Source organism: Chitinibacter sp. ZOR0017, from assembly GCF_000799095.1.
Taxonomy (GTDB): domain Bacteria; phylum Pseudomonadota; class Gammaproteobacteria; order Burkholderiales; family Chitinibacteraceae; genus Chitinibacter; species Chitinibacter tainanensis.
Genome location: NZ_JTLG01000044.1, coordinates 188,649 through 215,266, shown reverse-complemented (window position 1 = coordinate 215,266; position 26,618 = coordinate 188,649). Strand labels below are relative to the sequence as shown.

At 55.9% G+C, this 26,618-nt stretch carries 26 protein-coding genes; 11 read left to right on the top strand and 15 right to left on the bottom strand.

Annotated elements, in window-relative coordinates:
• Nucleotides 1–64: 64 nt before the first annotated feature.
• The 9 genes from der to ndk are packed head-to-tail and all read right to left on the bottom strand — an operon-like array spanning nucleotide 65 to nucleotide 9,029.
• Nucleotides 65–1,417 (bottom strand): ribosome biogenesis GTPase Der, encoded by a 1,353-nt coding sequence (gene der, locus L991_RS14140; RefSeq protein WP_051259087.1) that lies wholly within the window; start codon nucleotides 1,415–1,417, stop codon nucleotides 65–67.
• Between the two features lie 9 nt (nucleotides 1,418–1,426).
• The gene (gene bamB, locus L991_RS14135; RefSeq protein ID WP_047396670.1) at nucleotides 1,427–2,557 is read right to left on the bottom strand and encodes an outer membrane protein assembly factor BamB; all 1,131 of its coding nucleotides are present in this window, start codon (nucleotides 2,555–2,557) and stop codon (nucleotides 1,427–1,429) included.
• A 1-nt stretch (nucleotide 2,558) separates the two neighbouring features.
• Nucleotides 2,559–3,188, bottom strand: coding sequence for a tetratricopeptide repeat protein (locus L991_RS14130; protein ID WP_028450719.1), 630 nt, complete (start codon nucleotides 3,186–3,188; stop codon nucleotides 2,559–2,561).
• Between the two features lie 11 nt (nucleotides 3,189–3,199).
• Nucleotides 3,200–4,471 carry a histidine--tRNA ligase gene (gene hisS, locus L991_RS14125; protein ID WP_047396668.1) on the bottom strand — a complete coding sequence of 424 codons (1,272 nt, stop codon included), beginning with the start codon at nucleotides 4,469–4,471 and terminating at the stop codon, nucleotides 3,200–3,202.
• A gap of 58 nt (nucleotides 4,472–4,529) precedes the next feature.
• Entirely contained in the window at nucleotides 4,530–5,804 is a 1,275-nt protein-coding gene (ispG, locus tag L991_RS14120) for a flavodoxin-dependent (E)-4-hydroxy-3-methylbut-2-enyl-diphosphate synthase (protein WP_028450721.1), read from the bottom strand.
• A gap of 6 nt (nucleotides 5,805–5,810) precedes the next feature.
• Nucleotides 5,811–6,689, bottom strand: coding sequence for a helix-turn-helix domain-containing protein (locus L991_RS14115; RefSeq protein WP_047396665.1), 879 nt, complete (start codon nucleotides 6,687–6,689; stop codon nucleotides 5,811–5,813).
• Nucleotides 6,682–7,383 carry a tetratricopeptide repeat protein gene (locus L991_RS14110; RefSeq protein ID WP_047396662.1) on the bottom strand — a complete coding sequence of 234 codons (702 nt, stop codon included), beginning with the start codon at nucleotides 7,381–7,383 and terminating at the stop codon, nucleotides 6,682–6,684. Before L991_RS14110 ends, L991_RS14115 begins: the two co-directional genes overlap by 8 nt.
• Before the next feature lie 50 nt (nucleotides 7,384–7,433).
• Entirely contained in the window at nucleotides 7,434–8,576 is a 1,143-nt protein-coding gene (gene rlmN, locus L991_RS14105) for a 23S rRNA (adenine(2503)-C(2))-methyltransferase RlmN (protein WP_028450724.1), read from the bottom strand.
• A 24-nt stretch (nucleotides 8,577–8,600) separates the two neighbouring features.
• The gene (gene ndk / locus L991_RS14100) at nucleotides 8,601–9,029 is read right to left on the bottom strand and encodes a nucleoside-diphosphate kinase (protein ID WP_028450725.1); all 429 of its coding nucleotides are present in this window, start codon (nucleotides 9,027–9,029) and stop codon (nucleotides 8,601–8,603) included.
• A 187-nt stretch (nucleotides 9,030–9,216) separates the two neighbouring features.
• On the opposite strand from ndk, the gene L991_RS14095 reads away from it, so the two are divergent.
• Nucleotides 9,217–10,083 (top strand): SPOR domain-containing protein, encoded by an 867-nt coding sequence (locus tag L991_RS14095; protein ID WP_047396660.1) that lies wholly within the window; start codon nucleotides 9,217–9,219, stop codon nucleotides 10,081–10,083.
• Between the two features lie 84 nt (nucleotides 10,084–10,167).
• Here the strand turns inward: L991_RS14095 and cysS are convergent, their stop codons facing one another.
• Entirely contained in the window at nucleotides 10,168–11,562 is a 1,395-nt protein-coding gene (gene cysS, locus L991_RS14090) for a cysteine--tRNA ligase (RefSeq protein ID WP_047396657.1), read from the bottom strand.
• A gap of 290 nt (nucleotides 11,563–11,852) precedes the next feature.
• Here cysS and trpE point away from each other — a divergent pair, with 290 nt between their 5' ends.
• From trpE to trpC, 8 genes are all read left to right on the top strand, one after another.
• Nucleotides 11,853–13,322 (top strand): anthranilate synthase component I, encoded by a 1,470-nt coding sequence (gene trpE, locus L991_RS14085; RefSeq protein ID WP_047396653.1) that lies wholly within the window; start codon nucleotides 11,853–11,855, stop codon nucleotides 13,320–13,322.
• Nucleotides 13,323–13,360: 38 nt separating this feature from the next.
• The gene (locus L991_RS14080) at nucleotides 13,361–13,930 is read left to right on the top strand and encodes an aminodeoxychorismate/anthranilate synthase component II (protein WP_047396650.1); all 570 of its coding nucleotides are present in this window, start codon (nucleotides 13,361–13,363) and stop codon (nucleotides 13,928–13,930) included.
• A 45-nt stretch (nucleotides 13,931–13,975) separates the two neighbouring features.
• On the top strand, nucleotides 13,976–14,524 hold the full coding sequence (locus L991_RS14075) for a VOC family protein (RefSeq protein WP_047396648.1): 549 nt from the start codon (nucleotides 13,976–13,978) through the stop codon (nucleotides 14,522–14,524).
• A 17-nt stretch (nucleotides 14,525–14,541) separates the two neighbouring features.
• Nucleotides 14,542–15,573 carry an anthranilate phosphoribosyltransferase gene (gene trpD, locus L991_RS14070; RefSeq protein WP_028450730.1) on the top strand — a complete coding sequence of 344 codons (1,032 nt, stop codon included), beginning with the start codon at nucleotides 14,542–14,544 and terminating at the stop codon, nucleotides 15,571–15,573.
• Nucleotides 15,573–15,935, top strand: a complete 363-nt coding sequence (locus L991_RS14065) for a GFA family protein (RefSeq protein ID WP_047396645.1) — start codon at nucleotides 15,573–15,575, stop codon at nucleotides 15,933–15,935. Before trpD ends, L991_RS14065 begins: the two co-directional genes overlap by 1 nt.
• A 19-nt stretch (nucleotides 15,936–15,954) precedes the next feature.
• Nucleotides 15,955–16,473 (top strand): hypothetical protein, encoded by a 519-nt coding sequence (locus L991_RS14060; protein ID WP_047396642.1) that lies wholly within the window; start codon nucleotides 15,955–15,957, stop codon nucleotides 16,471–16,473.
• 140 nt (nucleotides 16,474–16,613) lie between these two features.
• Nucleotides 16,614–17,069 carry a hypothetical protein gene (locus tag L991_RS14055; RefSeq protein ID WP_156129091.1) on the top strand — a complete coding sequence of 152 codons (456 nt, stop codon included), beginning with the start codon at nucleotides 16,614–16,616 and terminating at the stop codon, nucleotides 17,067–17,069.
• Nucleotides 17,070–17,166: 97 nt separating this feature from the next.
• The gene (gene trpC / locus L991_RS14050; protein WP_047396639.1) at nucleotides 17,167–17,970 is read left to right on the top strand and encodes an indole-3-glycerol phosphate synthase TrpC; all 804 of its coding nucleotides are present in this window, start codon (nucleotides 17,167–17,169) and stop codon (nucleotides 17,968–17,970) included.
• A 99-nt stretch (nucleotides 17,971–18,069) separates the two neighbouring features.
• Here trpC and L991_RS17530 read toward each other — a convergent pair whose 3' ends face one another.
• The 4 genes from L991_RS17530 to L991_RS14030 form a co-directional block, all read right to left on the bottom strand.
• Nucleotides 18,070–18,576 (bottom strand): hypothetical protein, encoded by a 507-nt coding sequence (locus tag L991_RS17530; protein WP_052190911.1) that lies wholly within the window; start codon nucleotides 18,574–18,576, stop codon nucleotides 18,070–18,072.
• A gap of 132 nt (nucleotides 18,577–18,708) precedes the next feature.
• Entirely contained in the window at nucleotides 18,709–20,040 is a 1,332-nt protein-coding gene (tadA, locus tag L991_RS17090; protein ID WP_197053905.1) for a tRNA adenosine(34) deaminase TadA, read from the bottom strand.
• Between the two features lie 63 nt (nucleotides 20,041–20,103).
• On the bottom strand, nucleotides 20,104–21,774 hold the full coding sequence (gene recN / locus L991_RS14035) for a DNA repair protein RecN (RefSeq protein ID WP_047396637.1): 1,671 nt from the start codon (nucleotides 21,772–21,774) through the stop codon (nucleotides 20,104–20,106).
• A gap of 110 nt (nucleotides 21,775–21,884) precedes the next feature.
• A complete protein-coding gene (locus tag L991_RS14030) occupies nucleotides 21,885–22,760 on the bottom strand; it encodes an NAD kinase (protein WP_047396762.1) in 876 nt (291 codons plus the stop codon).
• Between the two features lie 123 nt (nucleotides 22,761–22,883).
• Here L991_RS14030 and hrcA point away from each other — a divergent pair, with 123 nt between their 5' ends.
• A complete protein-coding gene (gene hrcA, locus L991_RS14025) occupies nucleotides 22,884–23,885 on the top strand; it encodes a heat-inducible transcriptional repressor HrcA (RefSeq protein ID WP_034619852.1) in 1,002 nt (333 codons plus the stop codon).
• Nucleotides 23,886–23,933: 48 nt separating this feature from the next.
• The gene (gene mltB, locus L991_RS14020; protein ID WP_081986691.1) at nucleotides 23,934–24,992 is read left to right on the top strand and encodes a lytic murein transglycosylase B; all 1,059 of its coding nucleotides are present in this window, start codon (nucleotides 23,934–23,936) and stop codon (nucleotides 24,990–24,992) included.
• Between the two features lie 678 nt (nucleotides 24,993–25,670).
• Here the strand turns inward: mltB and L991_RS14010 are convergent.
• Nucleotides 25,671–26,519, bottom strand: a complete 849-nt coding sequence (locus L991_RS14010) for a GyrI-like domain-containing protein (protein WP_047396633.1) — start codon at nucleotides 26,517–26,519, stop codon at nucleotides 25,671–25,673.
• Nucleotides 26,520–26,618: the final 99 nt, after the last annotated feature.

Genomic DNA, 26,618 nt, shown 5'->3' with positions numbered 1-26,618 from the left:
TACGGCTTGAGTCAAAACATCTTACGCTTATAGTACATGAATCAACAGCTTACAATCAGCAATTTTATTTATTGCCGCGGCGATTCAACTTCGGCGGTTCTTTTCCTTCAAACGGATTGCCCGTTTTCTTGAATTGAACGCGCAGTGGCGTGCCTTGTAGCTTGAACATCTTCATGAAGAAGCCTTCCAGATAACGCCAGTATGACGCAGGAACTGCTTCCAATGCATTGCCGTGGATCACAACCACCGGTGGATTTGAACCACCTTGGTGGGCATAACGCATTTTGGGGCGAATCTTGCCGGCCAGTGGCGGCTGCTGACGTTCCATCGCCAACTGCAGCGCACGCGTTAGCTTAGGCGTTGGAATTTTCACCATCGCGGCATCATAGGCCTGATGGATCGAGCCAAAAATATCCGCGACACCTTTGCCATGCAATGCAGAGATATAGTGGAATTTGGCAAAATCCAGGAACGAGAGTTTCCGGGCGATTTCACGCTTAATGGTATTGCGCTGATTTTCATCCGCGGCTTCCCATTTATTGATCGCCACCACCATGGCTTTGCCGGCTTCCAATACAAAACCGGCGATCTTGGCATCCTGATCCGAGACATCCTGCGTGGCATCCAGCACCAAAATCACCACGTTACAGTCTTCAATCGCCTGCATGGTTTTAATGACCGAGAATTTCTCGATCATGTCGGTCACTTTGCCGCGCCGGCGCACCCCGGCGGTATCCACTACCGTATAGTTTTGGCCATTGCGCTCAAAATCAATAAACACCGAATCACGCGTAGTGCCCGGTGCATCAAAAGCAATCACCCGCTCTTCACCCAAAATGGTGTTAACCAGCGTTGATTTGCCGACGTTCGGACGACCCACGATAGCAAAAGTCGGATGCGTGCGCTCTTCTTCGTCTTCTGGCTCAGGGAAACCGGCCAGAATATCGTTCACCAGATCGCGTACACCTTCGCCATGCGAGGCGGAAATTGCCACCGGCTCACCAAGGCCCAGCTCGTGAAACTCAGCGGTCATCACCGCACGATTCATGCCTTCGATTTTGTTCACTGCCACCCACACCGGGCGATCACCCTGACGCAGACGATTGGCAATGATCTTGTCTTGCGGGGTGAGGCCATTGCGCCCATCCACGACAAAAACAATCGCATCGGCCTCATCCACGGCCTGCAGTGTTTGCTTGGCCATCTCGAACATGATGCCTTCGTCCACAACAGGCTCGAAGCCACCGGTATCGATCACCAGATATGGCTTATCGCCGACCTTGCCATGACCATAGTGACGATCACGGGTCAGGCCAGGCTGATCGGCCACCAGGGCATCACGGGTTTTGGTCAGGCGATTAAACAGCGTGGATTTGCCCACATTCGGGCGCCCCACGAGGGCAATGGTTGGTTTCATTCAATTCTCTTACTGAGCGCTGAGCAGATACAAGCTGCCCTTACGCGTTTGCACCAAGGCCTGCGAACCCGCAGATTGAGGTGCGACAAAAATACGACTGCCATCGGTAGGCTGTTGGCCCACCAAACTGCCATCTTCCAAATTCATATAGTGCAAATAACCGTCGAGATCACCCACGACCAGCTGATTACCCAGCACGGCGGGGGCGCTCACAAAGCGATATTTCAGCGCATCTTGCTTCCATACCGAGCGGCCTGTGGTGCGCTCGAAGGCATTGATCTGCCCTTGGTCATCGGTGACATACACATGGCGCTCGTCAATGGCGAGACCCGACCAGCTAGAAATCTCGCGCGACCATACCAGTGAGCCATTTTGGGTACTGATACAAGCCACCCGACCCTGATAGGCAACCGCACACACCAGATCGGCATGCACAACCGGCGGCGCGACGATATCGGTGATGCGTTCAAGCTCACTCGCACCACGTGGCAGCGCAATCGGCGCTTCCCACAGCACACGGCCATCAGCGACTGCCAGCGCGGTCAAGCGCCCAGCGGCCTGCCCGACATAGACGATGCCATCCGCCACCACGGGTGCTGCATAGTTACGTAGTTGCAGCGCGGGCTGTTGCGGACGCTGATACACCCATTGCAGTTCGCCCTTAGCCGCCGACAGCGCGCTGAGCTTGCCATCTGCCGAGCGAACCAGCACTAGATTCTTGTTCACTACCGGCGAAGAAATCACTTCACTGCTGGTTTTGATCGTCCATACGGGTTTGCCATTGGCTAAATCCAGCGCGATCACATCGCCCTTGAGGCTCCCCACCACGACCATGCCAGCGCCGATGCCAATACCGCCAGCAACCGGTTGCTCCAGCTTCACCCGCCATTTGGCTTGACCAGTGGCACGATCCAGCAAAGCCACTTCATTCTTGCCGCCCACCACGGCCACCAGATCGGCCAAGAACGCAGGCTGGAAGCGGAAATCGGTATCGCTTCCTACTTCGCTGCGCCACACTTGCTTCGCCGTCGCGGCCTGACTGACCTTCGGTAGCGGCGATGGATCTGGCACATTACTTGGAGTAGAGCACGCAGCCAGCAGGCTCAGTGCACCGAGGGCAGCGATCCGCAAGCATTGCATCTTAGTTGGCTCCCAGCGTATCAAGTTTCACTTCCAGCAATTTCACATTGGGGGCGTCTTTTGGCAATTTCGCCAAAGCTTGACGGTATGCGTCTGCAGCGCCCGATTTATCTTGCTTAGCGAGCAATACATCGCCACGCACTTCAGCAAACAGACCCGAATAGCTCTCTTCTTCCGGCGCTTTCACCAAAGCCAGGGCTTCGTCGTATTTTTTATCGTCGAGCAAAACGCCCGCCAAACGCAATTTAGCCGAATCACGCAAAGTCACTTCTTTGGCATTGCTAATCACCCAGTTCAATTCATCGCGGGTTTTAGCCGGCTGACCCTTCATATAAGCCAGTTTGGCGGCGGCCAGCGCAGCACGCGCGGCATAAGGCGTGCTGCCGAAATCGGTTTTCAAGGTAGTCAGCGTAGCGGTGAATTTGGCCTCATCCATGGCCTGCAGTTGCAGCTGGGCATAGAGCTCAGCGGCTTCAGCCGCACGGTGCTTTTGCCAGGTTTGCCAGCCTGACCAACCGGCGTAGGCGAGCAGCGCCAACACAACTGCGGCGGCCAGCGCTTTACCCCAGCTGTGCCACCATGCTTTCAGTTCGGCAATTTGTTCTTGTTCTTGTAAGTCAAAAGCAGCCATGTCGTCCTCGATTATTTAAGACTACGAATCGTATTAACCATCTGATCTTGCGCTACGGTGTGCTGCTCCCCCTGCTGCGCACCGGTCAAGACCTTGATATTCACTGTGCCAGCGGCCAATTCACCCTCGCCCACGATCACCGCCAATGCGGCGCCGGACTGATCGGCTTTTTTGAATTGGGATTTAAAGCTGCCACCGCCAGCATGATATATCACATTCAGGCCATTGGCGCGCAATTGCCGCGCCGCGGCAAATGCCGCCCGCGCTGCCGCATCGCCTTGGCTAATCACGTATACATCGGGACTTTGCGCTGGCGTAGCCACCTGCTGGGCTTCCAGCAAGAGCATCAAGCGCTCAATCCCCATGGCAAAACCAACCGCCGGACAAGGCTTGCCGCCCAGTTGTTCCACCAGCGCATCATAGCGACCGCCCGCCGCGACGGTGCCCTGTGCACCAAGCTCGGTGGTGACCCACTCGAACACGGTACGGTTGTAGTAATCCAAGCCACGCACCAGGCGAGGATTAAGCCGATAGGCAATGCCTGCGTCGTCCAGCAGCGCTTTCACCCCGGCAAAATGCGCTTTAGATTCTTCGCCCAGATAGTCTTCCAGCTTGGGCGCCTGATTAGCCATTTCTTGCAAAGCAGGGTTTTTGGTATCCAGCACACGCAGTGGATTGGTATACAGGCGGCGCTTGCCATCTTCGTCCAATACATCCACAAAGCCTTCCAGATACTTGATTAGCTCGGCACGGTGGGCCGCGCGCTCGTCGGCATTGCCCAGCGAATTGAGTTCCAGCGTCAGCCCGGTCAGGCCAAGGCGCTGCCACAGATCTGCCAGCATGATAATCAGCTCGGCATCCAGATCAGGGGTGGCGAAGCCAAACGCCTCTACGCCCAGCTGATTAAACTGGCGCAAGCGGCCTTTTTGCGGGCGCTCATGCCGGAACATCGGCCCGATGTACCACAGGCGCTGGGTTTGGTTATACAGCAGGCCATGTTCAATACATGCCCGCACGCAACCGGCGGTGCCTTCTGGGCGCAGGGTCAGCTTTTCACCATTCAGGCTGTCTTCAAACGCATACATTTCCTTTTCGACAATATCGGTATGCTCACCAACGCCACGCACAAATAGATGGGTCGATTCCACAATCGGCATGCGGATGTTTTGGTAGCCATAGGCGGCCAGCCATTCTCGACAAACTTGTTCGAAATACTGCCAGCGTGGCGATTCTTGCGGCAGCACATCGTTCATGCCGCGGATACCCTGAATGGTTTGAGCCATTGTGCTTGTTAACCTGCTACTGAAATTATTAAAACAAAAGAATGGGTGTAATCGGGATTTAAACCGGCGTGAGCGGAATCACCTTAGGCGCATCAGCACGGCGCTTGCTGCCGTTTTCGCCATAGCGGGTCTGCACGTAGTTTTCGACAATCGCCTGAAACTCGGCCGCAACGTGATCACCTTTCAGGGTCACATCTTTTTGCCCGTCGATATAGACCGGACAGACCGGCACTTCACCCGTACCGGGCAAACTGATCCCGATATCGGCGAGTTTTGACTCGCCCGGGCCGTTCACCACACAGCCCATCACAGCCACTTTCATGTCTTCCACGCCAGGATACTGCGCGCGCCAAACCGGCATTTGCTCGCGCAGGAAATTCTGGATGTCTTGCGCCAACTCTTGGAACACAGTTGAGGTGGTACGGCCACAGCCTGGGCAAGCGGTCACCAATGGGGTAAAGCTACGCAGCCCCATGGTTTGCAGTAATTCTTGGGCCACCACGACTTCTTTGGTGCGATCGCCATTAGGCTCAGGCGTGAGCGAGATACGGATGGTATCGCCAATGCCTTCCTGCATCAGTACGGCCAAGGCGGCACTCGATGCCACGATGCCTTTCGAGCCCATGCCGGCTTCGGTCAGCCCCAAATGCAGCGGATAATCGCAGCGCGCACCCAGATCGCGATACACGGCAATCAGGTCCTGCACATGAGAGACTTTGCACGACAACAATATTTTATCCGGTGACAGGCCCCACTGAATCGCCTGGTCGGCCGATTCCAGCGCCGACACAATCAGCGCCTCGCGCATCACGGCCTCGGCCGTCAGCGGCACCGCACGTTTGGAATTTTCATCCATCATGCGGGCAGCGATGCTTTGATCCAACGAACCCCAGTTCACGCCAATGCGCACCGGTTTATTAAATTCGATGGCCCGCTCGATCATCAGCGCAAACTTTTCGTCGCGCTTGGCGCCCTTACCCACGTTGCCAGGGTTAATCCGGTATTTGGCCAACGCTTCGGCACACTCCGGGTAATCACGCAGCAGGCGATCACCATTAAAGTGAAAATCCCCCACCAGCGGCACCTTGCAGCCCCAGTTTTCGAGCTTGGTTTTGATATTGGCCACCTGCGCGGCGGCCTCGGCGCTATTGACGGTAATCCGCACCACCTCGGAGCCGGCACGCCACAATTCAAAAATCTGGCGGGCAGTGGCTTCGGCATCGGCCGTATCGGTGTTGGTCATGGATTGCACCATGATCGGATGGTCACTACCTACCCACACATGACCAATCTGGACCTGACGGGTTTTACGACGCTGAATCGGGCTCGACATAAGGGCTTACTTCAATTCCATATTAACGACATCAGAACCTGGCTTCATAAATGGCGCCAGATCTACCGCCTGCCCACGCAGGCTTAGACGAGTTTTTGGGGCATTGCCGACACGAATCGACAATGGTGGCTGTACCGCCACACGGCGCTCATAACCGGGGCGCACAATCTCGGACAAGACTTTATTGCCGCTCGCGTCCACCACCTGCACCCAGCTATCCGACTCGGTCACAATCACCAGCTCAGGGCCGCTCACAGCCACACTACTGGCAGCCGAGGCCACGCTACTGGCTTTGCTGGCCATCGCCACTACGGCAGAGGCCGCCGAAGCTGGCGTAGCAACGAGTTCAGGTATCACCGCCGAGGCTTCCGAAGCAACTGCTTCAACCGCGCTAGCTGCTGACGCTTCGACCACTGCTGGCGTTGGGATCGTGGGCAAATCCAGCTCCGGCGAACCAGGTTGCTGCAAATACCAATACACACCACCCACACCGATAAACACGCCCAACAGTGCCATGATTACCGTGGCCGATGGGCCACGGCTGGCGGTTTTGATCGTAACAGGCTGATCAACCTGGACGTTTACGCTGGAAACAGGCGTTTTAGCTACATCTGCAGGCAATACCCCGGCGAGGTATTGCAGCAACGGCTCGGAATCCAAGCCCAGCAAACGCGCGTAATTACGCACAAAGCCGCGAATAAACAGATTGCCGGGCAGATCGGTAAAGCGCTCTTCTTCCAGCGCCACAATCTGCCGCGCCGAGAGTTTCAGTTGCCCTGCGACATCTTCCACACTCCAGCCCCGCCCCTCCCGGGCGCTGCGAAGTTGCTGGCCTGCTGGCATCGCGCCAGATGAAGCCGGTATAGCTTGTTCTTGTTCAGTCATATTTACCGGTTAACAATTTGGTGGTTTCCACCGCATCGGGATACAGCTGCTGCAGCTGCTTGGCATAGCGGGTTTCGGCCTCTTTACTACCGATCGCCCGTTCAATCCGTACCCCTAACCACAATAACTCAGCTGGGGGTTGCGGAAAAATTCGCATCAAATCGACAAAATGGCGTTTTGCCTCGGGCAAATCTTGCTCTTCCAGCAGAAAACTTGCCAGTTGATATTTCACTTGCGGATTGCGGCTTTGTAATTGTGCCGCGCGCTGGAAATATTGTTTAGCCAATGCACGGTCACCCGCCTTCAGGCTGCAATTGGCTGCCGCCACCAAGGCTTGATCCTGATTCGGAAAAAACGGATTGGCCAACACCACATCGTAACGAGCAAGCCCGGCGCGATGCTCGCCTTCTTCACACAAAAAATTCCCGAAGTTTTTATTAATATCAGGGTCTTTCGGTGCCGCACGCAGGGCTTGTTCGAAGTAACTGCGGCTGGTAGCGTCTTCTTTCACTGCCCAGTACGACAAGGCCAGAATATTGAGCGCATACGGGAAGTTCTTCACCGATTCCAGCGCTTTTTTGCCCTCTTCAATTGCTATCGCATAGGCGCCGCGCTTGTAGTATTCGGTAGCCAGATTGGTTCGCGTCATCGCGCGCTGCTCGGCCGGCGTGGGCTCATCGTTAGCCCAAGCCATGGACGAACAAAGGACACACATCAACAGCAAGCAGTACTTCTTCATTTCAGTTAGCCTTGTTTATGCTGAAACAGAATCGGGCGTACTTCTTCAAACTTCTCTGCAAATTTGGCCTGACGGCGGGTTTTATCCATCACCTGGCCAGCAAGCTGGCCACAGGCGGCATCAATATCATCGCCGCGCGTTTTACGCACCGTCACGATGTAGCCAGCCTGCGTGAGAATATCACGGAACCGCTGGATTGCTTCACGACCCGAGCGATCATAGCCGGAATTCGGAAACGGATTAAACGGAATCAAATTGAATTTACACGAGGTCGAACGCGCCAGATCCGCCAGTTGGCGGGCATGCTCCGGCTGATCATTCACCCCGGCCAGCATCACATACTCGAAGGTCACAAAATCGCGCGGGGCTTTTTCCAGATAGCGATTACAGGCATCAAGTAGTTCTTTTAACGGATATTTTTTATTCAGGGGCACGATCTGATCACGGATCGTGTCATTGGGCGCATGCAGGCTCACGGCCAGCGCCACGGGGCAATCTTCACGCAGCCGATCCAGCTGCGGCACCATACCGGAAGTCGACAAAGTCACGCGCCGGCGCGATAGGCCGTAAGCGTTGTCATCGAGCATCAGGCGTAACGCCGATACCACATTGTCGTAGTTGGCCAGCGGCTCACCCATGCCCATCATCACCACATTGGACACAATCCGTGAATCATCATTCACAGCCTGCCCCAGGCGCGCGGCATTGAGTGACAGGCGCTGATTAGCCCACCACAACTGACCGATAATTTCGGCCGTACTCAAATTACGATTAAAACCCTGGCGGGCAGTCGAACAGAAGGTACAGTCCAGCGCACAGCCCACCTGACTTGAGACACACAAGGTGCCGCGATCATCCTCAGGGATAAACACGGTTTCCACCCCATTACCGGTGCCCACATCCAAGAGCCATTTATGCACGCCATCACTGGCCACCTGCTCGGCCATCAGCGAGGGCGGAGCCACACTGGCTTGCGCCGCGAGTTTTTGCCGGAACGTCTTGGCAATATCGCTCATCAGGTCGAAATCGGCCGTACCGCGTTGATGCACCCATTTGAGCAACTGCTTGGCCCGAAAGGGTTTCTCACCCATTTCGACCACCAGCTGCGCCAATTGGTCCGCATCATAATTCAGCAAATTTAACGACATGATGGTGTGCTCCGCGCGCGTCAATTACTTGGCGCTGTAAATTTCAGAAGCTGGGAAGAAGTAAGCGATTTCGATCGCTGCATTTTCCAGGCTGTCTGAGCCGTGAACGGCGTTGGCATCGATGCTGGCAGCGAAGTCAGCACGGATGGTGCCTGGCGCTGCGTCTTTCGGGTTAGTCGCGCCCATCAGTTCGCGGTTTTTCAGTACGGCGTTCTCGCCTTCCAGCACCTGGATCATGACCGGGCCAGAGATCATAAAGTTCACCAGATCATTGAAGAAAGGACGCTCTTTGTGTACGGCGTAGAAGCCTTCAGCTTCAGTGCGTGACAGTTGCTTGAGCTTGGCCGCAACGATTTTCAGGCCAGCAGTTTCAAAACGGTCGTAGATCTTACCGATTACGTTTTTACCTACTGCGTCCGGCTTGATGATAGAAATAGTACGTTCGATAGCCATTATTGATTTCTCCAGAGGGCTGAATGTTCAGTTTTGTTAACAGACAGAAATTGTTTTTTGCTGCCCTTTGCCTTTTTCGGCTAGCCTCTGCGCCTAGGGAAAGTCGCAACTCGCCAAGCCTCGCCAGGCAAAAATCGAGGCAAATAGCCCATCATTATATCACTTACAGCCACAAAGCAGACAGAGAATGAGTGACGGCCTCGACCCCATCCTGCAGCAAAAAGAGCAGCAACAGCTAAAAACCCAGTTACTTTGGCGACTTGGGATTGCGGGCGCATTAATTGCCGCGATTCTCGGCGGCATTGCCTGGCTAGAAAAAAGCCAAGATAACGCCACCCCGAAAGTCGATTTGCCGCAAATTGCGCCCGAGATTTCGGCCAGCGAAATGGCCAGCCTCAACGCCAGCGAACCGAGCACCGCCAGCACAGCAAGTGCCGCCGCCACTAGCGCACCCAGCCCCACACCGACCGCCGACCCAACGATTGCTCCAACAGCGGCGCCAACTGCTACCCCCATCCCAACCGCCGCCGCGACGCCGCTCGCCAGCGCCCGCCCAAGCACAGCGCCAGCAGCACGCGCCGGCCAAACGGCTCTGCCACCCGGCGTGCAGATGGCAGGTAACACCAGCCCGCGCAGCAGCCAACGCATCGAGAATATTCCCGGCGCCACCAGCATACCCAAGGCCAGTATCACCCCCAAAGCCATGCCCGCAATAGCTGCTACGGCTATACCCCTCAAGACAATGACTGCCATACCAAGCAGCACCGCCCTACCTAGCACCACCCTACCTAGCAGTGCGCCACGCCTGGCGCCCGCTGCGCCGGCCACCTATCCAGCCCCAGTCAGCAATAGCCGTGGCTATAGCGTGCAAGCCGGCGTGTTTCTGCTCTCGAACAATGCGGAAAAACTACTCGGCCAGCTGCAGCAGGCGGGCATTCCGGCCTACCTAGAAACCCGCGTACAAATTGGCCCATTCAAAAATAAGGCCGAAGCCGAAGCCGCGGTGCGCAAGCTCAAAGCCATGGGCATTACACCCGTGGTTAAAACCGAATAAGCGCGGCATTGTCCTGCCGCGCCTGCGCCACCACGAATAAAAAACCGCCCCAAAGGGCGGTTTTTTATTGCACACCTAGGCCGATCAAGTCCGGCGCCAAGTGGTTTCGCCGGCTTTGTCTTCCAGCACAATCCCTGCGGCCGCCAGCTCATCGCGGATGCGATCACCCTCTGCCCAGTTTTTGGCCGCCCGTGCTTCACGTCGCGCCACAATCGCCGCTTCAATTTTCTCCGCAGTCCACTCGCCTACTGCACCCACATCCGCTTGCAGGAAAGCTTGTGGATCGCGCTGCAGCAAGCCCAGCACACCACCCAAGGCTTTAAGCAGCCCCGCCTTTTGCGCACCCAACTCGGTACCGGCGTGTTTATTGGCTTCAGCCGCCAATTCAAACAGCACCGATACGGCCTCGGTCGTCGCAAAATCGTCGTCCATCGCCGCCTTAAAGCGCGCCGCTAACGGATCTTGCCAATCAATCGCCACCTCAGCTGGTGCCACCGCTTTGAGCGCGGTATACAAGCGGGTTAGCGCATTTTTGGCGTCATTCAGGTGCACATCGCTGTAGTTCAGCGGGCTACGGTAGTGCGCACGCAGAATAAAGAAGCGCAACACTTCGGGATCAAACTGCTGCAATACATCGCGAATGATGAAGAAATTGCCCAAGCTCTTGGACATTTTCTCGTTATCGACATTGATAAAGCCGTTGTGCAGCCAGTAATTCACATACTGATGGCCATGCGCCCCTTCAGATTGGGCGATTTCGTTTTCATGGTGCGGAAACTGCAAATCTTCGCCGCCACCGTGAATATCAAAATGTTCGCCCAAATGATGGCAGCTCATGGCCGAGCATTCGATATGCCAGCCCGGGCGGCCGGCACCCCAAGGCGATTCCCATTTCACTTCGGCGGGCTCATCGGTTTTGGCCGCTTTCCACAGCACAAAATCGCGTGGATCACGTTTATTCGGGTCTACCTCGACCCGCTCACCCGCGCGCTGCTCGTCAAAATCTTTGCGCGACAATTTGCCATAGCCGGCAAAGTCTTTCACCGAGTAATACACATCGCCATTGGGGGCGTGATAGGCCAAGCCATTGTCAAACAGCTTACGGATAATCGCCTGCATGCCGTCCACGTGCTCGGTCGCACGGGGCTCGTGATCCGGGCGCTGAATACCCAGCGCAGCAAAGTCTTCGTTCATCGCATCAATGAAGCGCGCGGTGAGGCTTTGGATGGATTCGCCGTTTTCCACCGCACGCTTGATGATCTTGTCATCAATATCCGTGATATTGCGCACGTAATTCACGTGATAGCCAGAAGCGCGCAACCAACGCGCCACCACATCAAATACCACCACCATCCGCGCATGCCCGATATGACAGTAGTCGTACACCGTCATCCCACAGACATACATATTTACGTGTCCGGGGGTAATCGGTTTGAATTCCTGTTTTTCGCGGGCAAGAGAATTGAACAGTGTCAGCATCGTGGTTTCACATTTTCTGCAGGACTAAAACACCGATTCTACCAAAGCTGCCGCCGCCGCTTGCAAGAAAAGTGAACCCGCACCACGGCCATACGGGAAAACCCCGTTTACATTTGACGCTAGCGGGTAGTTCCCGCACAATCGATGCTGTTTCCTACCTGATTGGATCGGCCTCGATCCCCTGTCATCATGGCTTTTTACTGTACTGATCTCTGGCTGGAATGGCGATGGCGTCGCTAAGCGCGCCCACACCTCGTTCATTCTGATTTTTCCATCTGGAGAGAAGTCCCATGCTGACTCGTGAAGAATTTCACGCCTTGGCGGCCCAAGGCTATAACCGCATTCCGCTGATTTCTGAATTATTTGCTGACCTCGACACCCCGCTGTCGGTGTATTTGAAGCTCGCTAATCGCCCTTACTCTTACCTGCTGGAATCCGTGGTCGGTGGCGAGCGCTTTGGTCGCTATTCTTTTATTGGCCTGCCGGCCCGCACCCGCATCAAAGTCTGTGGCCAAACCACCGAGCTGATCCACGACGATCGCGTGATCGAAACCCATAGCGGCAACCCGCTCGATTACATTGAAGCCTATCAGGCCCGCTTCAAAGCACCGTCAACCAAAGGTTTGCCGCGCTTTCTGGGCGGTTTGGTAGGCTATTTTGGCTACGAAACCATTCGCTATATCGAGCGCAAGCTGGCTGAATGCCCGAAGCCCGACCCCATTGGCGCGCCAGATATTCAGCTCTTGCTATCCGAAGAGATCGTCGTGGTCGACAATCTGTCCGGCAAGCTTTACCTCGTTGTTTACGCCGACCCAAGCCAAGACAATGCCTATCAGGTGGCCGAAGAGCGCCTACTGGCACTGCGCCTGAAATTGCGCGAGCCAGCGCAGATTCCGTTCTCGCTACCCGTCGCCAGCGCTGGCGAGCCGGTATCAGAATTTGGCGAGCAGCCATTTAAAGATGCAGTACTGAGAGCCAAGGAATACATCAAAGACGGCGATGTGATGCAGGTAGTGCTGGCGCAACGTATGAGTGCACCGTTTAATGCCTCGGCCATGTCGCTGTATCGCTCGCTGCGCAGCATTAATCCATCGCCGTATATGTTCTATTACGACTTTGGCGATATGCATATTGTTGGCGCCTCACCCGAAATCTTGGTGCGCCTGGAAGACGATACCGTCACTGTGCGCCCGATTGCTGGTACCCGCCCGCGCGGCAAAGATCGCGAACACGATCTGGCACTCGAAGCCGAGCTGCTGGCCGATGAAAAAGAAATCGCCGAACACGTCATGCTGATCGATTTGGGGCGCAATGACGCGGGCCGCGTGGCGCAAACCGGCTCGGTCAAACTCGTCGACAAAATGGTCGTTGAGCGCTACTCGCATGTGATGCACATCGTGTCTAGCGTGGAAGGCAAACTCAAACCGCAGCAAACCGCGATTGACGTACTGAAAGCCACCTTCCCAGCAGGCACCGTATCGGGCGCGCCGAAAGTGCGGGCGATGGAGATCATTGACGAGCTCGAGCCGACCAAGCGCGGCGTGTATTCCGGCGCGGTGGGCTATCTGGGTTTTAACGGTGATATGGATGTGGCCATCGCGCTGCGCACCGCCGTGATCAAAAACCAAACCCTCTATATGCAAGCGGGCGCCGGCATTGTGGCCGATTCAGTCCCGCAAAGCGAATGGCAGGAAACGCTCAATAAAGCCCGCGCCGTATTGCGCGCCGCCGAGCTTGCCAGCCAAGGCCTGGACGCCTAAGCGCCCCGCCACTGCCATCTGCGATAAAGGATTAAATCATGCTTTTAATGATCGATAACTACGACAGCTTTACCTACAACCTCGTGCAGTATTTCGGCGAGCTCGGCCAAGACGTGCACGTGCATCGCAACGATGAAATCAGCCTCGAACAAATCGAGGCCATGAATCCGAAATACCTGGTCATTTCACCGGGCCCATGCTCACCGCTGGAAGCCGGCATTTCGGTACCCGCCATCAAGCATTTCGCTGGCAAGTTGCCGATTATGGGCGTGTGCTTGGGGCATCAATCGATTGGCGAAGCCTTTGGCGGCAAGATTATCCATGCCAAAACACTGATGCATGGCAAGGTATCCCCCGTTATCCATAATAATATCGGGATGTTCAGAGACATACCCTCCCCAGTAACGGTAACGCGGTATCACTCGCTAGCGATCGAGCGCGAATCGTTGCCTGATTGCCTTGAAGTCACTGCATGGACGGAAGATGGCGAAATCATGGGCGTGCGTCACAAAACTCTGGCGATCGAGGGCGTGCAATTTCACCCCGAATCGATCCTGACCGAACACGGGCATAAAATGCTCGAGAATTTCTTGCGTGAATTTGCTTAACCGATTGGCCGCTTAGTGCGGCCGTTTTTCTGCTTAGAGAACGCGATGAGCCAACAATTTGGAGAGATTCGTCAAATCGCCTTTGTTGTCCCCAATATTGATAGTGCCATGCAATATTGGGCCGCCACACTTGGGATTGGACCATTCTTTATCAAACGCAAAATTCAACTCGATAACTTCGAGTATCGAGGCAAAGCAAGCGCATCTCCTGTCATTAGTATCGCGCTCGCCAATTCAGGGGCGCTGCAAATTGAACTGATTGAGCAACACGATATGCAGCCAAGCATTTTTTTAGAATTTCTCCAGCGTCAACCGACTGGAGGGCTACAACATATAGCCGCTTGGTTGAGTCGAACTGAATTTGAGCAAAGAAAAACGGCACTGATTACGCAAGGCTATCAAGTTGCTCAAGCAGGTAAAATTAGTAGCTCCGGTGTCGAGTTACTTTATTTTGCAACTGAACAAGACCAAACAGGTGTGATTTTCGAAATTGCCAACCTGGCGGAGCCCGAGCACATCCCCCGTCTTGAAAAGATCGCTCAAGCTGCTCAACAATGGGATCAAGTTACGATTGCCATTGAAGTCCAACAATAAAAACTGCCGGAAGCATTATGATCACCATCCAAACCGCACTGAATCGCCTGATCGACAATAACGAGCTGTTTTACGATGAAATGCTGCACCTGATGCGGCAAATCATGTCGGGCGAAATGACCCCAGCGCAAATCGCCGCCCTGCTGATGGGCCTGCGCACCAAGGTAGAAAGCGTGTCCGAAATCGCCGCCGCTGCGACCGTGATGCGCGAATTTTCGACCAAAGTGGCGGTGCAAGATGGCCGGCACTTGGTGGACACCTGTGGCACCGGTGGCGATGGCGCGCATACGTTTAATATCTCGACTTGCTCGGCCTTTGTGGCCGCTGCTGCGGGTGCAAAAGTGGCCAAACATGGCGGCCGCTCGGTGTCGTCAAGCTCTGGCTCGGCCGACGTACTCGAAGCGTTTGGCGTGAATCTAAACCTGACCGCCGAACAAGTTGGCCAGTGTATTGATCAGGTCGGCCTCGGTTTTATGTTCGCACCTAACCATCACAGCGCGATGAAATACGTGGCACCAGTGCGCAAAGAGCTGGGCGTACGTACCATCTTTAATATCCTTGGCCCGCTCACCAACCCAGCCGGTGCGGATAATCAGGTGATGGGCGTATTCCACCCAGATCTGGTCGGTATTCAGGCACGGGTGCTCAAACAACTGGGCTCTAAGCATGTGTTGATTGTGCACGGCAAAGATGGGCTGGATGAGATCTCGATCAGCACCCCAACCATGATTGCCGAGCTGAAAGATGGCGACATCGTTGAATACGAATTCGATCCTCGTGATCTCGGCTTTAGTCTGGCCGACAGCAAAGCACTGTACGCTGGCACCGCGCAAGAATCCAAAGCCATTATCGAAGGTATTCTGGCTGGCAGCCTCAGCGGCCCTTGCCGCGACATCGTGCTGCTGAACGCCGGTGCCGCGATTTACGCTGCCAATTTGGCGGTAACGCTGGAAGACGGCATCAACGCTGCGCACGAAGCGCTAGCCAGCGGCGCGGCCAAAGCCAAACTTGATGCGCTCGTGTCGTTCACACAAGGCCTAGCCAAGTAATGGAAAACCGGCGCACTTACCACGGCAGCTGCCATTGCGGCGCGGTGAAGTTTCGCATCAGCTCGCCCGAAATCAGCTCGGGCGTGCGCTGCAATTGCTCGATCTGCCAGCGCAAAGGCGCGCTGATGACGCCGTATATTTATTCACCGGAAGAATTAGTGATCGAAGCCGGCGCCGAGCAATTGAGCGTATATCAATTCGGTACAGGCGTGGCAAAACATTATTTCTGCAAGGTATGCGGGATGTATCCATTTCACCAAACCTTGCGCAAGGCTGGGTATTACCGCGCGAATATCGGCTGCCTGCAAAACCTTGACCCTCTCGCACTACCTCAAGACATCTTTGATGGCAAGGCACTTTAACATACTTCAATTATTCATCATGAAAAAATTATCATTACTACTAATAGCCGCGTTAATGTCACTACTTTCTGGCTGTGCTTCACTAGGGATTGATACCAGCACAAAAGCTGCTGGATATGAAAAGACCATTTCAAAACTTGAAACAATCTACATAACACCAGAATTTAAAGACAAAAATCTTGCCCCGGGAGAAAACTCAATCGAGGAAAAAATGCGGGAAGTTAAACATGCAGATTTTGGAAAAATCGTGGTAACACAAGCAAGAAGCATGTTCCCAACAACGAGCGACAGCAAAAGTCATACATTAGTTATTCGCCCATTCCGAACAGAAATGGCGGCAATGGGTTGGACCGCAGTTCGCTTCATTTACTCCGTAACTTTAATTGACTCAGCGACAAAGCAAACCGTATGGAAAATGGAAACAGGGCTCGGCGCTGGCGGTCCACTCTTGGGACCATTGGATGATAAAAAGGCGATTTCATTGCTTGATGGCATTAAATCAAAATTAATTTCCGACAAACTCATTATTAGCAATTAAACAATCTAACAGCCGCACCGTTCTGAACTTCACTCAGGCTTTGAGCAAATAAGTGTGCAAGTTCATATGCAGTTATTTTGACGATTAAAAGAAAACCGTCACCTTCAGTGGCGAACTTTTAATTTATGCATGAGAACCAAATGCACCCCAACTGGCTATATAAAAATTTAGTAGAAGACAACCTACCTTGGGACAAGAAATCAGGCTATCGACTTGATGACTTCTTGAATAAATACACACTTCACGATTCCATTTGGATTGGTATTTTTCATCATCTGGCTTATGCAAATTACATAACCCTAGCTTTTAAATGGGACTCTTTCTGGCTACCGGATGAAATAATTGAGAGATCATCACAGGTCGCGGATTGGCCTTATCTATTTGTTCAGCTTGATAAGGTTATAGAGGTCACTACAACAAATTTCTCAGATATTGATGGAATCAATCGAGCAATTGGTAGTTCAGAGACAATACAACTTGAAGGCGTAACGCAGTTGGCCATCGATGATGTCTTTGGAGGTCAGGTCACCATCAGTTTTAAAGGTACGCCATCTATTCTTGCACTTACAGCGAAGGGCTCGGTCTTACGCATTTGATTTAATCAAATTGATCAACCCGTGCTCATCATGACTTTGAATTTATTAAAATCGGTGGGTTACGCCTGTGGCTACCCCCCACTACGAGTGAACTAAAATGTCCGACATCCTGAAAAAAATCTGGGCCACTAAGTTTGAAGAAGTGGCTGCCGCGAAAAAACTCATCCCGCTTGCGGAAATCCGTGCCCAAGCCGAGGCCAATCGTGACCTGCGCGACTTTGTGGGCGCGATTCAGGCCAAGCATGCAGCCGGTAAAGCGGGCGTGATTGCCGAAATCAAAAAGGCCAGCCCGAGCAAAGGCGTGATGCGCGATCCGTTTGTACCGGCCGAGATCGCCCCCGATTACGCCGCCCATGGCGCAGCGTGTTTGTCGGTGCTGACCGATGTGCAGTATTTTCAGGGCCACGCCGATTACCTGAAAGCCGCCCGTGCAGCATGCACGCTGCCGGCGCTGCGCAAAGATTTTATGGTCGATGAATATCAGTTTTATGAGGCGCGCGCCTGGGGTGCCGACTGCATTTTGCTGATCGCCGCGGAGCTGGATGTAAAACAGATGCAGGATTTTGAAGCGCTGGCGCACAGCCTGGGCATGGCGGTGCTGGTGGAAGTGCACAATGCGCAAGAGCTTGATGCCGCACTCACGCTCAAAACCCCGCTGCTGGGCGTGAATAACCGCAATCTGCGCACTTTTGAAGTGAGCCTGCAAACCACCATCGATCTATTGCCGCAAATCGTGGCCGATGGCCGTATCGCCGTGTGCGAAAGCGGTATTCACACCGCGGCTGACGTGCAATTGATGCGCGATCACCATGTACACACCTATCTGGTGGGCGAAGCGTTTATGCGCCAGCCGTCACCGGGCGCGGGCCTGGCTGGCTTGTTTGATCCGGTTTACGGCTAACACTAGCGCTACCTAGGGTATTGCTCTATAGGCATTGCGATTGATGGCCTGCAGGGCAATACCCTCAATTGGCACTAGCAAAAGTGGCGAAAATCGCACTTAACCTTTGCCGCTACCACCACTTTTACCCCCGCCTTTACCACCACCATCGCCGCCCCCTTTACCACCACCATCGCCGCCCCCTTTCCCGCCACTGTCGCCACCGCCTTTACTGCCGCCCTCACCTCCACTTTTGCCCCCTTGGCTGCTGCCGCTACTACTACTGCTCCCACTATTACTGCCGCTGCCTTTGCCGCTGTCGCCGCTACCACTTTTGCCGCTACTCTCACCGCTGGCCGTTTTGCCCGTACTGTCGCTGCGACTACTGTGGCTCACCCCGCCATCGTCGGCGCCACTGCGGTGGCTGCTGCTGTCTTCGCTGGCGGTGGATTTGGTGCGCAGGCCGCCATGATCGTCATTAGCATCATGGCTAACCGGATCATCGCTAGGCTTTACAGTGCCGGAGGTACGGGTGGCGGAATCGTCGCCGGCTGGATCATCGGCGCCAGCGGCATAGAGTTGGCTGCTTAAACACAGCACCAGCATTGTCAGTAAGGTGCGCGGCATGATGTTGCTCCAACAATAGACATGCTCTGCCTTAGCGAAGATCGGTGCACTCGCCCAGCCCGATGTGGCCGAGCGGTTGATCAGCGGCAAAACAGTCGTTGGGTATCAGGCTGGCTTCAGCCTCGGCCGTGATTAGCGGTCAGCCGGCTGCAGGAGTTGCGCTTGCAAAGCGGCAATGGTGGCGCTCGACAAGCCCAGCACTTCACGCAGATAGCGCGGCATGTTGCCGGCCTGCTTTTTCACTTCGTGCATAGCGGTTTTCAGATAGGCGGCCTGTACACCTAGAATGGCTGTCAGCGTCTCGCTGCTGGCCCCTGCGGCACAGGCTTGCGCGATCAGCGGGGCGTATTTGCCGCGGATAGCGGCATCGCTCAGTAGATAATCCCGCAGAATACTTTCATGCGGAACGCCCAGCGCCGAGAGCAGCAACACCATGGCCCAGCCGGTGCGATCTTTACCGGCAGTGCAATGCACTAAGGCGGGGTATTGCCCGCCAAGGCTTAAATTAGTTAGCCACTGGGCATATACCTGCTGCACCGCCGGGTTGGCGACGAGCTCGCGATACAAGTCATGCATCATGGCCGCCGCGCGGACCTCGCCCAGTAGCGCTTCGAGCTGCGCGGGTTGCGCCAGTAATTGCGGCACGCTGCAGGCCGTGGCTTGCGCGGTGGCCGCCAAAACATCGCAGTGGGTGTCGCTCACGCCACGAAAGTGCGGATTAGGTGCCTGCGCTCGCTCGGCGGCTGAGCGCAAATCCCAAATCGAGCGGATTTGCAGCGCGATGAATTCAGCGCAGTCTGGGTCAACGGCCTGCAGCTGCTCGCTGCGAAACAGCAGCCCGGCACGAATCTGCCGGCCATCTGCCGTTTTAAGCCCGCCCAAATCACGCAAATTGGCCAAGCCCGGCACCGCTACCTGCGGGCGGGCTCGCGTGGCGCGCTGGCTGGCGCGTTGCTGGCGGAAAAATTCACCGAGCAAGGCGGCCGACTCGGCGCCGCCGGGGCCAGCTTGGATACAGGTGTGATGATTGAGCTGCGGGCTGGCAAAGGGGTTGATGACGCTGCCGGCCGCGCCGGTTTTGGCATCGGCAGTGGCATACACCACCCGCCGCACGCGGGCGTGCAATATGGCGCCGGCACACATAATGCAGGGCTCCAGCGTCACAAAAAGCTCGCATTCGCTCAGGCGATAATTGCCCAGCTGCTTGGCCGCGGCGCGTAGCGCCAGCATTTCGGCATGGGCGCTTGGGTCGTTCAGCGCCAGTGGCTGATTATGCGCGGCGGCAATCACCACGCCGCGATACACCACCACCGCCCCCACCGGCACCTCACCCTGCTGCGCCGCTTGGGCCGCCTGCGCCAGCGCGGCCTGCATAAATGCAGCATCCGCCTGCGGGTTGGGGGAAGTCAGTGTAGGTTTATCGTGCGCGGCCATCCGGTCAGCCCTTGAAATCAGGCCGACCATGATACCGCAAATGCGCCGTTGCGCTGCGCCGGCCACTAGAGACGGCCACGATCCAGCAAGCGCTTAACCCGCGACGGCCACCTGCCCCAGCATTTCGGCCGCGTGCTGGCGAGTGGTGTCGGTGATTTCCAGCCCACCCAGCATGCGGGCGATTTCTTCGATCCGCTCGGCGTGGCTCAGCTGGCTGATGCTGCTGCGTACGCCATCTTTGGCTTGGGCTTTGGCGACCTGCAGATGCGTGCGGCCGCAGGCGGCCACTTGCGGCAGGTGGGTAATACATAGCACTTGCCGGCTCTGCCCGAGTTCTGACAGCAAGCGCCCGACAATCTCGGCCACCCGCCCGCCGATGCCGACATCCACTTCATCGAAAATCAGCGTGGGAACATTCGCCACCTGGCTAGTTACCACTTGCAGCGCCAAGCTGATGCGCGACAGCTCGCCGCCCGAGGCCACTTTGGCCATCGGCCGCAAGGGGGATGCCGGGTGATTGGCGGTTTGCAGCTCGATTTGCTCCAGGCCAAAGGCCGCCGGCTGGGTTTGCGGCAGCAATACCACTTCGCAGCGGCTACCGGCCAGCGCCAGGGTTTGCATCTGCTCGCTCACTAATTTAGACAGCTGCTTGGCCGCCTTGGCACGCTTGGCCGAGAGCTGCTCGGCCGGGCGGCGGTAATCTTGCTCGGCCTGCACCACTTGTTTGCGCAGCGCATCCAGACCTTCTTCACCTCCCAGCTCGGCCAGCCGCGCTTGCCAATCGGCCAGCTGCTCGGGCAGCAAGCTGGGGTCAATCCGGTATTTGCGCCCCGCGCGGTAAATGGCATCCATACGCGCTTCAACTTCCCCGAGGCGCTCCGGGTCTAATTCCAGCCTATCGGCGTATTGGCGCAAGCTACTCACCGCTTCGGCCAGTTGCGCCTCGGCGCCGGCCAGCTGCTCCAGCGTATCGTGAATTGATGGATCAAAATCGGCTAGCTTGCCCAGCTGATGCGCCACCGTGGCCAGCCAGCTCTGGCAATTTTCGTCACCATCCGATAAGGCGGTCAGGCCATATTGCACCCCATCAATCAGGCTGGCGGCGTGATGCAGGCGTTTATGCTCGGCCTGTAGCTCGGCCCATTCGCCCTCTTGCAGCGCCAACTGGCTGATTTCATCGATTTGCCATTGCAGGCGCTCGCGCTCGGCTTCAAAGCGCTCGGCATTTTGCTCGGCCGATTGCAGCTCATTGGCCAGCGCGTGCCAATGCTGATAGCGCTGGCTGACCTGCCGCACCAGCTCGGTGGCGCCCGCGTAGGCATCCACCAACTCGCGCTGCGCTTCGTGACGCAAGAGCGATTGATGCGCATGCTGGCCGTGAATATCCACCAGCCCTTCGCCCAGGCTTTTCAGCTGCGCCAGCGTGGCGGGGCTGCCATTGATAAAAGCGCGCGATTTGCCGCTGGCGTCGATAATGCGGCGAATCAGCAGCAGCTCGCCCTCATCGCTAAAGCCCTGTTCGGCCAGCCAGGCGCTGGTTTTCGCGAGGGCGCTGATATTAAATTCGGCACTGATTTCAGTGCGCTCGGCCCCGTGACGCACCACGCCCGCATCGGTGCGCTCGCCCAGCAACAAGCCCAGCGCATCGATGATGATGGATTTACCCGCGCCGGTCTCGCCGGTGAGCACGGTTAATCCGCTGGCGAAATCCAGATCTAGCTCGCGAACGATCACGAAATCACGTAAATGCAAAGCAGAGAGCATGGCAGTACCCGGCACAAACAGAACGAGCGTTCACTTTAGGGCAAGATGCCGGGCAGGACAAGAGGCAAACGCGCGGCTGTGGGGCTTTCGCCGCAACCACGCGTGATGAATTACAGCAGCTTCTCGCCCCAGCGCAGTTTGGCGCGCAGCATATCGTAATAGCTGTAGCCATGCGGGTGCAGGATGCGCAGCGAATTGGTGTAGCGGCGGATCAGCACCCGATCCATCTCGCGCAATTCAAAATCCGATTGGTTATCAAAATACACCCGCGCATCCTGCCCGCGGGTGAGCAAAAACGCGACCTGGGCGTTTTCCGACACCACAATCGGCCGGTTGGATAATGATTGTGGGCAGATCGGCACCAGCGTAATGGCCGGTAAGGCCGGATGCAAAATCGGGCCGCCCGAGGCTAGCGCATAGGCGGTGGAGCCAGTGGGTGTAGAGACCACCAAACCATCCGAGCGCTGACTGTACACAAACTGGTTATCGACAAATATCTCGAATTCGATCATCGAGCCGATCGAGCCGCGGCTAAACACCACGTCGTTGAACGCCAGCGAGGTATTCACCGTTTGCCCGTCGCGCAAAATGCTGGCTTCCAGCAAGATGCGCTCTTCGGGGATAAACTGGCCGGCCAGCATATTGGGCACGGCGGTTTCCATTTCATGCAGCGGCAGATCGGTCATAAAGCCCAGCCGGCCCTGATTGATACCCATTAGGGGTATACGATAGGGAGCCAATAAACGCGCCACCGACAGCATGGTACCGTCGCCACCCATCACAATTACCAGATCGGCCAGCTTGCCGATATGGCCGCGTTCTACGCGCTGATAATGCTCGATGCTGTGTTCGCGGGCGATGTCCTGCTCGATCAGCACCTTTACCCCGCCCTCATCCAACAGGCGCGCCAAGCGCAAAATCGGCTCGCCGAGCGCAGGGGTATTCAGGCGACCAACGAGGGCGATGGTTTTAAATAGGCTGTGCATAATCTTGAATATTTGGTGCGTCAGCCGCATTAATACACCGAAGAGCAGGTAAAATCCAGCCTGACGCGCGCCTGTGCGCTGTTGTTGCCGTCCAATCTGCCGTTTTGTGACTCTAGCCGTGCCATGCTTCTGAACGACCGCTCACAGATTTTGCTCAAAACGCTCGTCGAGCGTTATATCGCCGAAGGCCAGCCTGTCGGCTCGAAGGCTTTGTCGCAGTTTTCCGGCCTGGAAGTCAGCAGCGCCACCATCCGCAATGTGATGGCCGAGCTGGAAACGCTAGGCCTCGTGGCCAGCCCGCATACCTCGGCCGGCCGCATTCCCACCGCGCAAGGCTACCGGCTGTTTGTCGATACCTTGCTGGCGGTGCAGCCGCTGGGCCATGTGCAGATCAACGCCCTACCGAACGACAACCCACAACACAGCATTCAGGCCGCCTCGCAGCTTTTATCGCAGCTGACCAATTTTGCCGGCGTGGTGATGACGCCCAAGCGCAGCGAGCTCACGCTCAAGCAAATCGAATTTCTGCCGCTGGCAGAAAAGCGCGTGCTGCTGATTTTGGTGACCAGCGATGGCGATGTGCAAAACCGTATTGTGCAAACCGAACGGCACTTTAGCCCCACCGAGTTGGCCACCGCGGCGCAGCTCTTAAACGAGCATTGCGGCGGCAAAACCCTTGCCAATTTGCTGAGCTGGCTGCAAAGCGACGTCATCCGCGTGAAGCAAGACCTCACCAGCCTGATGAACGCCGCCGTAGCCATGAGCCATGGCTTGCAAAGCGAACATATGGTGATCGCCGGCGAGCATCAGCTGCTGGGCCTGCATGATTTCTCGGGCGATATGCAGCGCATGCGCCAGCTGTTTGAACTTTTCGAGCAGAAAACCGCCCTATTGCAATTGCTGGAGCAAGGCCACCGCGCCGACGGCGTACAGATTTATATCGGCGCCGAAGCCGGCATTGCCCCGCTGGATGAATGCTCGGTGATTACCGCCCCGTATCAGGTCAATGGCGAAGTCGTCGGCACGCTGGGCGTGATCGGCCCCACCCGCATGGCCTATGAACGGGTGATCCCCATCGTGGATATCACCGCCAAATTACTGACGACCGCGCTATCCAACCCCTAGCGCGGCCCCCAAACCGGCGCCAGCGGCGCCACTAACCAAGAATTGCTCATGTCTTTCCTTCGCACCGCCCTTGCCAGCCTGCTGCTGGCCACCCTGCCGTATGCCAGCGCCGATGATGAGCTGGTCACCCGCCCCGATGTGCAAGATTACATCCAGCAAACCGCCCAACAGCATGGCTTTAGCCCCGATGAGCTGGCCGGCTGGCTACAACAAGTGGAGCTCAAACCCAATATCCTGGCGATTTTGGACAAGCCCTCCACCAGCCGCCCCTGGCATGAATTTGAAGCCAATTTTGTGAACAAAACCCGCATCAACAATGGCGCGCGCTTCTGGCGCGAAAATGCCATCCTGATCGGCGATGTGAGCCGCAAATATCAAGTGGCCCCGGAAGTCTTGCTGGCGATTTTGGGCGCGGAAACCAATTACGGCCGCTACACCGGCTCTTTCCGCGTGGCCGATGCGCTCGCCACCATCGCGTTTAATTACCCGCGCCGGGCCGAGTATTTCCGCGGCGAGCTCACGCAGCTATTTTTGCTGGCGCGTGAAGAAAAAGAAGACCCGTTGAGCTTTAAAGGCAGCTACGCCGGCGCCATGGGCTGGCCGCAGTTTATGCCCTCTTCGTTTCGCAAATGGGCGCAAGATTGGGATAAAGACGGCCACCACGATATCTGGAACAACCCGGGCGATGCGCTGGCCAGCGTGGCCAATTACTTAAATCAGCATGGCTGGCAAGATCGCGGCGATACGCTGGTAGCGGTGAATTTTAACGGCGACCCAAGCCAGCTGGTGGCCGATAAATTTAATCTGCACTACACGGTGGATGAGCTGATCGCCAAAGGCGTGGCGCCGATCGATGAGATCAACACCAAGCAGCAAGCCGTGTTGTTTACGCTAGAAACCGAGCCGGGCTTTACCCAGCATTTTCTCGGGTTTAATAATTTTTACGTGATCACCCGCTACAACAAGAGCACGCTCTACGCCACCGCGGTACTCAAACTCGCCGACGCGATCAAAGCCGCCTATGTAAATGGCGATGATCTAGTCAAAACCACCCCAGCCCCCACGCCGGCCAAAAAGCCCACCAAAGCCAGCGCGCGCAAGAAGTAAACCACGGGTATCGCCCTGCAAGGCTTACCTAAAATAGCCTGCAGGGCCATACCCAAGTAGCGCACCAGCGCTGCGCCTACCCTCTGTGTGCCAGCGCGACCAATACTCAGTGCCACCCAAACCCATAGCCTCACCGCCAATCAGGCACTGAGCCCTACGCCACGGGCCAGGGTGATGACGATGGGCCAGCAGCGACGCTGCGTGCCAGTGTCGCGCAGCTTCCGCCTAAATTTCCTTCGACCGCAACAGGTTGTGGCTCAAAAGCTTGCCAAGCGCCTCCCGAACGGCACCACTACGTAGGGGTATATTCAGCAAACCAAAGACCAGCAATGTCTTCAGCGCAATACTGCCACCAGTTTTACCGCGCAGGTGAAGTTGGAGGTGGATTCCCCTTCAGCGGCGCCGAGCGAGGAACAGGCGGGGCGGGATTTCGGTGAGCACTGTTCGAAGGCCGCCGGCCAAGTCGCGCAGCCGCCGCCTCGACTGTCCGCAGCGAGGGCACGGGCGCAGCCCGCGCTGCTGCGGGGTCGCCTTTCTTTGCTGACTTTCTTTGGCGAAGCAAAGAAAGTCAGTGCCGCGGCGCACAGCCGCCGACCCGTTCTAAACAAGACGCAGCTCTGGTTTGATACTTGCGGCCTAATGCTTTTCCGCAACTACGACGCACAACGCTCTTATAAACTAATCCGCTAGCGCCAACCAAATTTCAGTACGTAATTCTTTGGGCTCGGTATTGCACGGATCATTCAGATATAACTCAATGCCCGGCAGTGGCAACGGAACTTCACCACTTTGCGGCAACCAAGTTCCAATCAGCCATTGGTACGCTCTATCTAATTCGCTGTAGGCTCCACGGTGTTCGATGACCGCATAACGCCCCGCGTGAATTTGCGTCTTTTGTAAATCTGCGGGCAGCGTTGCCTCTGCAGTAATTTCGACGCAGGCATCCGAACGTAACTCCGCGCCAACAATACCTTGCTGAACATCAGCAGGGTCATCGTGGTACAAACCAAACCAGCGAGCATTTGATGCCAAAGGCAAATTGGGCGCAGCCAATTCCAGTAAGCTAAACGCCTCGCCAATATTCAAATAAGCACCAATATGTCGCTTCGCAGCCAAGTGTATTGGCTCGGCTACAGTACGTAATTCAATTAGATACATGTCCATCTCCGGAGTGTTATTAAACTGGAGACTCCGCTGTCGGCGATAAACACCTGGTGTTACACCATACGCAGCAGCAAAAGCACGTACAAAAGCCGCATTACTCTGATAGCCCGCACGAAGAGCAACGCGAAGCTGAGTCAATTCGCTGCGCTCCAAATCACGGCCCGCAAAATGCAGTCGCAAACGCTGCTGCGTCGCAGCTACGGTTTCCCCCATTATGTCACGGTAAATCCGGTGAAAATGAAAGGGTGAAAAATGTGCGACTTCAGCCAGCTGTGCAGTCGAAAAATGGCGAGTCGGATCACGCCATAGTAGTTGCACAACCTTCACCAGCCGCCGTGCGTATTCATCAGTTGTTTTGCCCATTCAGCGCCTCGAAGTCTGACTATATTTTGGATGGATTGATTTAGGCTGCTAAGTTATGCCGAATCAATACGCGCTGACATCGGGCACAGTAATTAAATT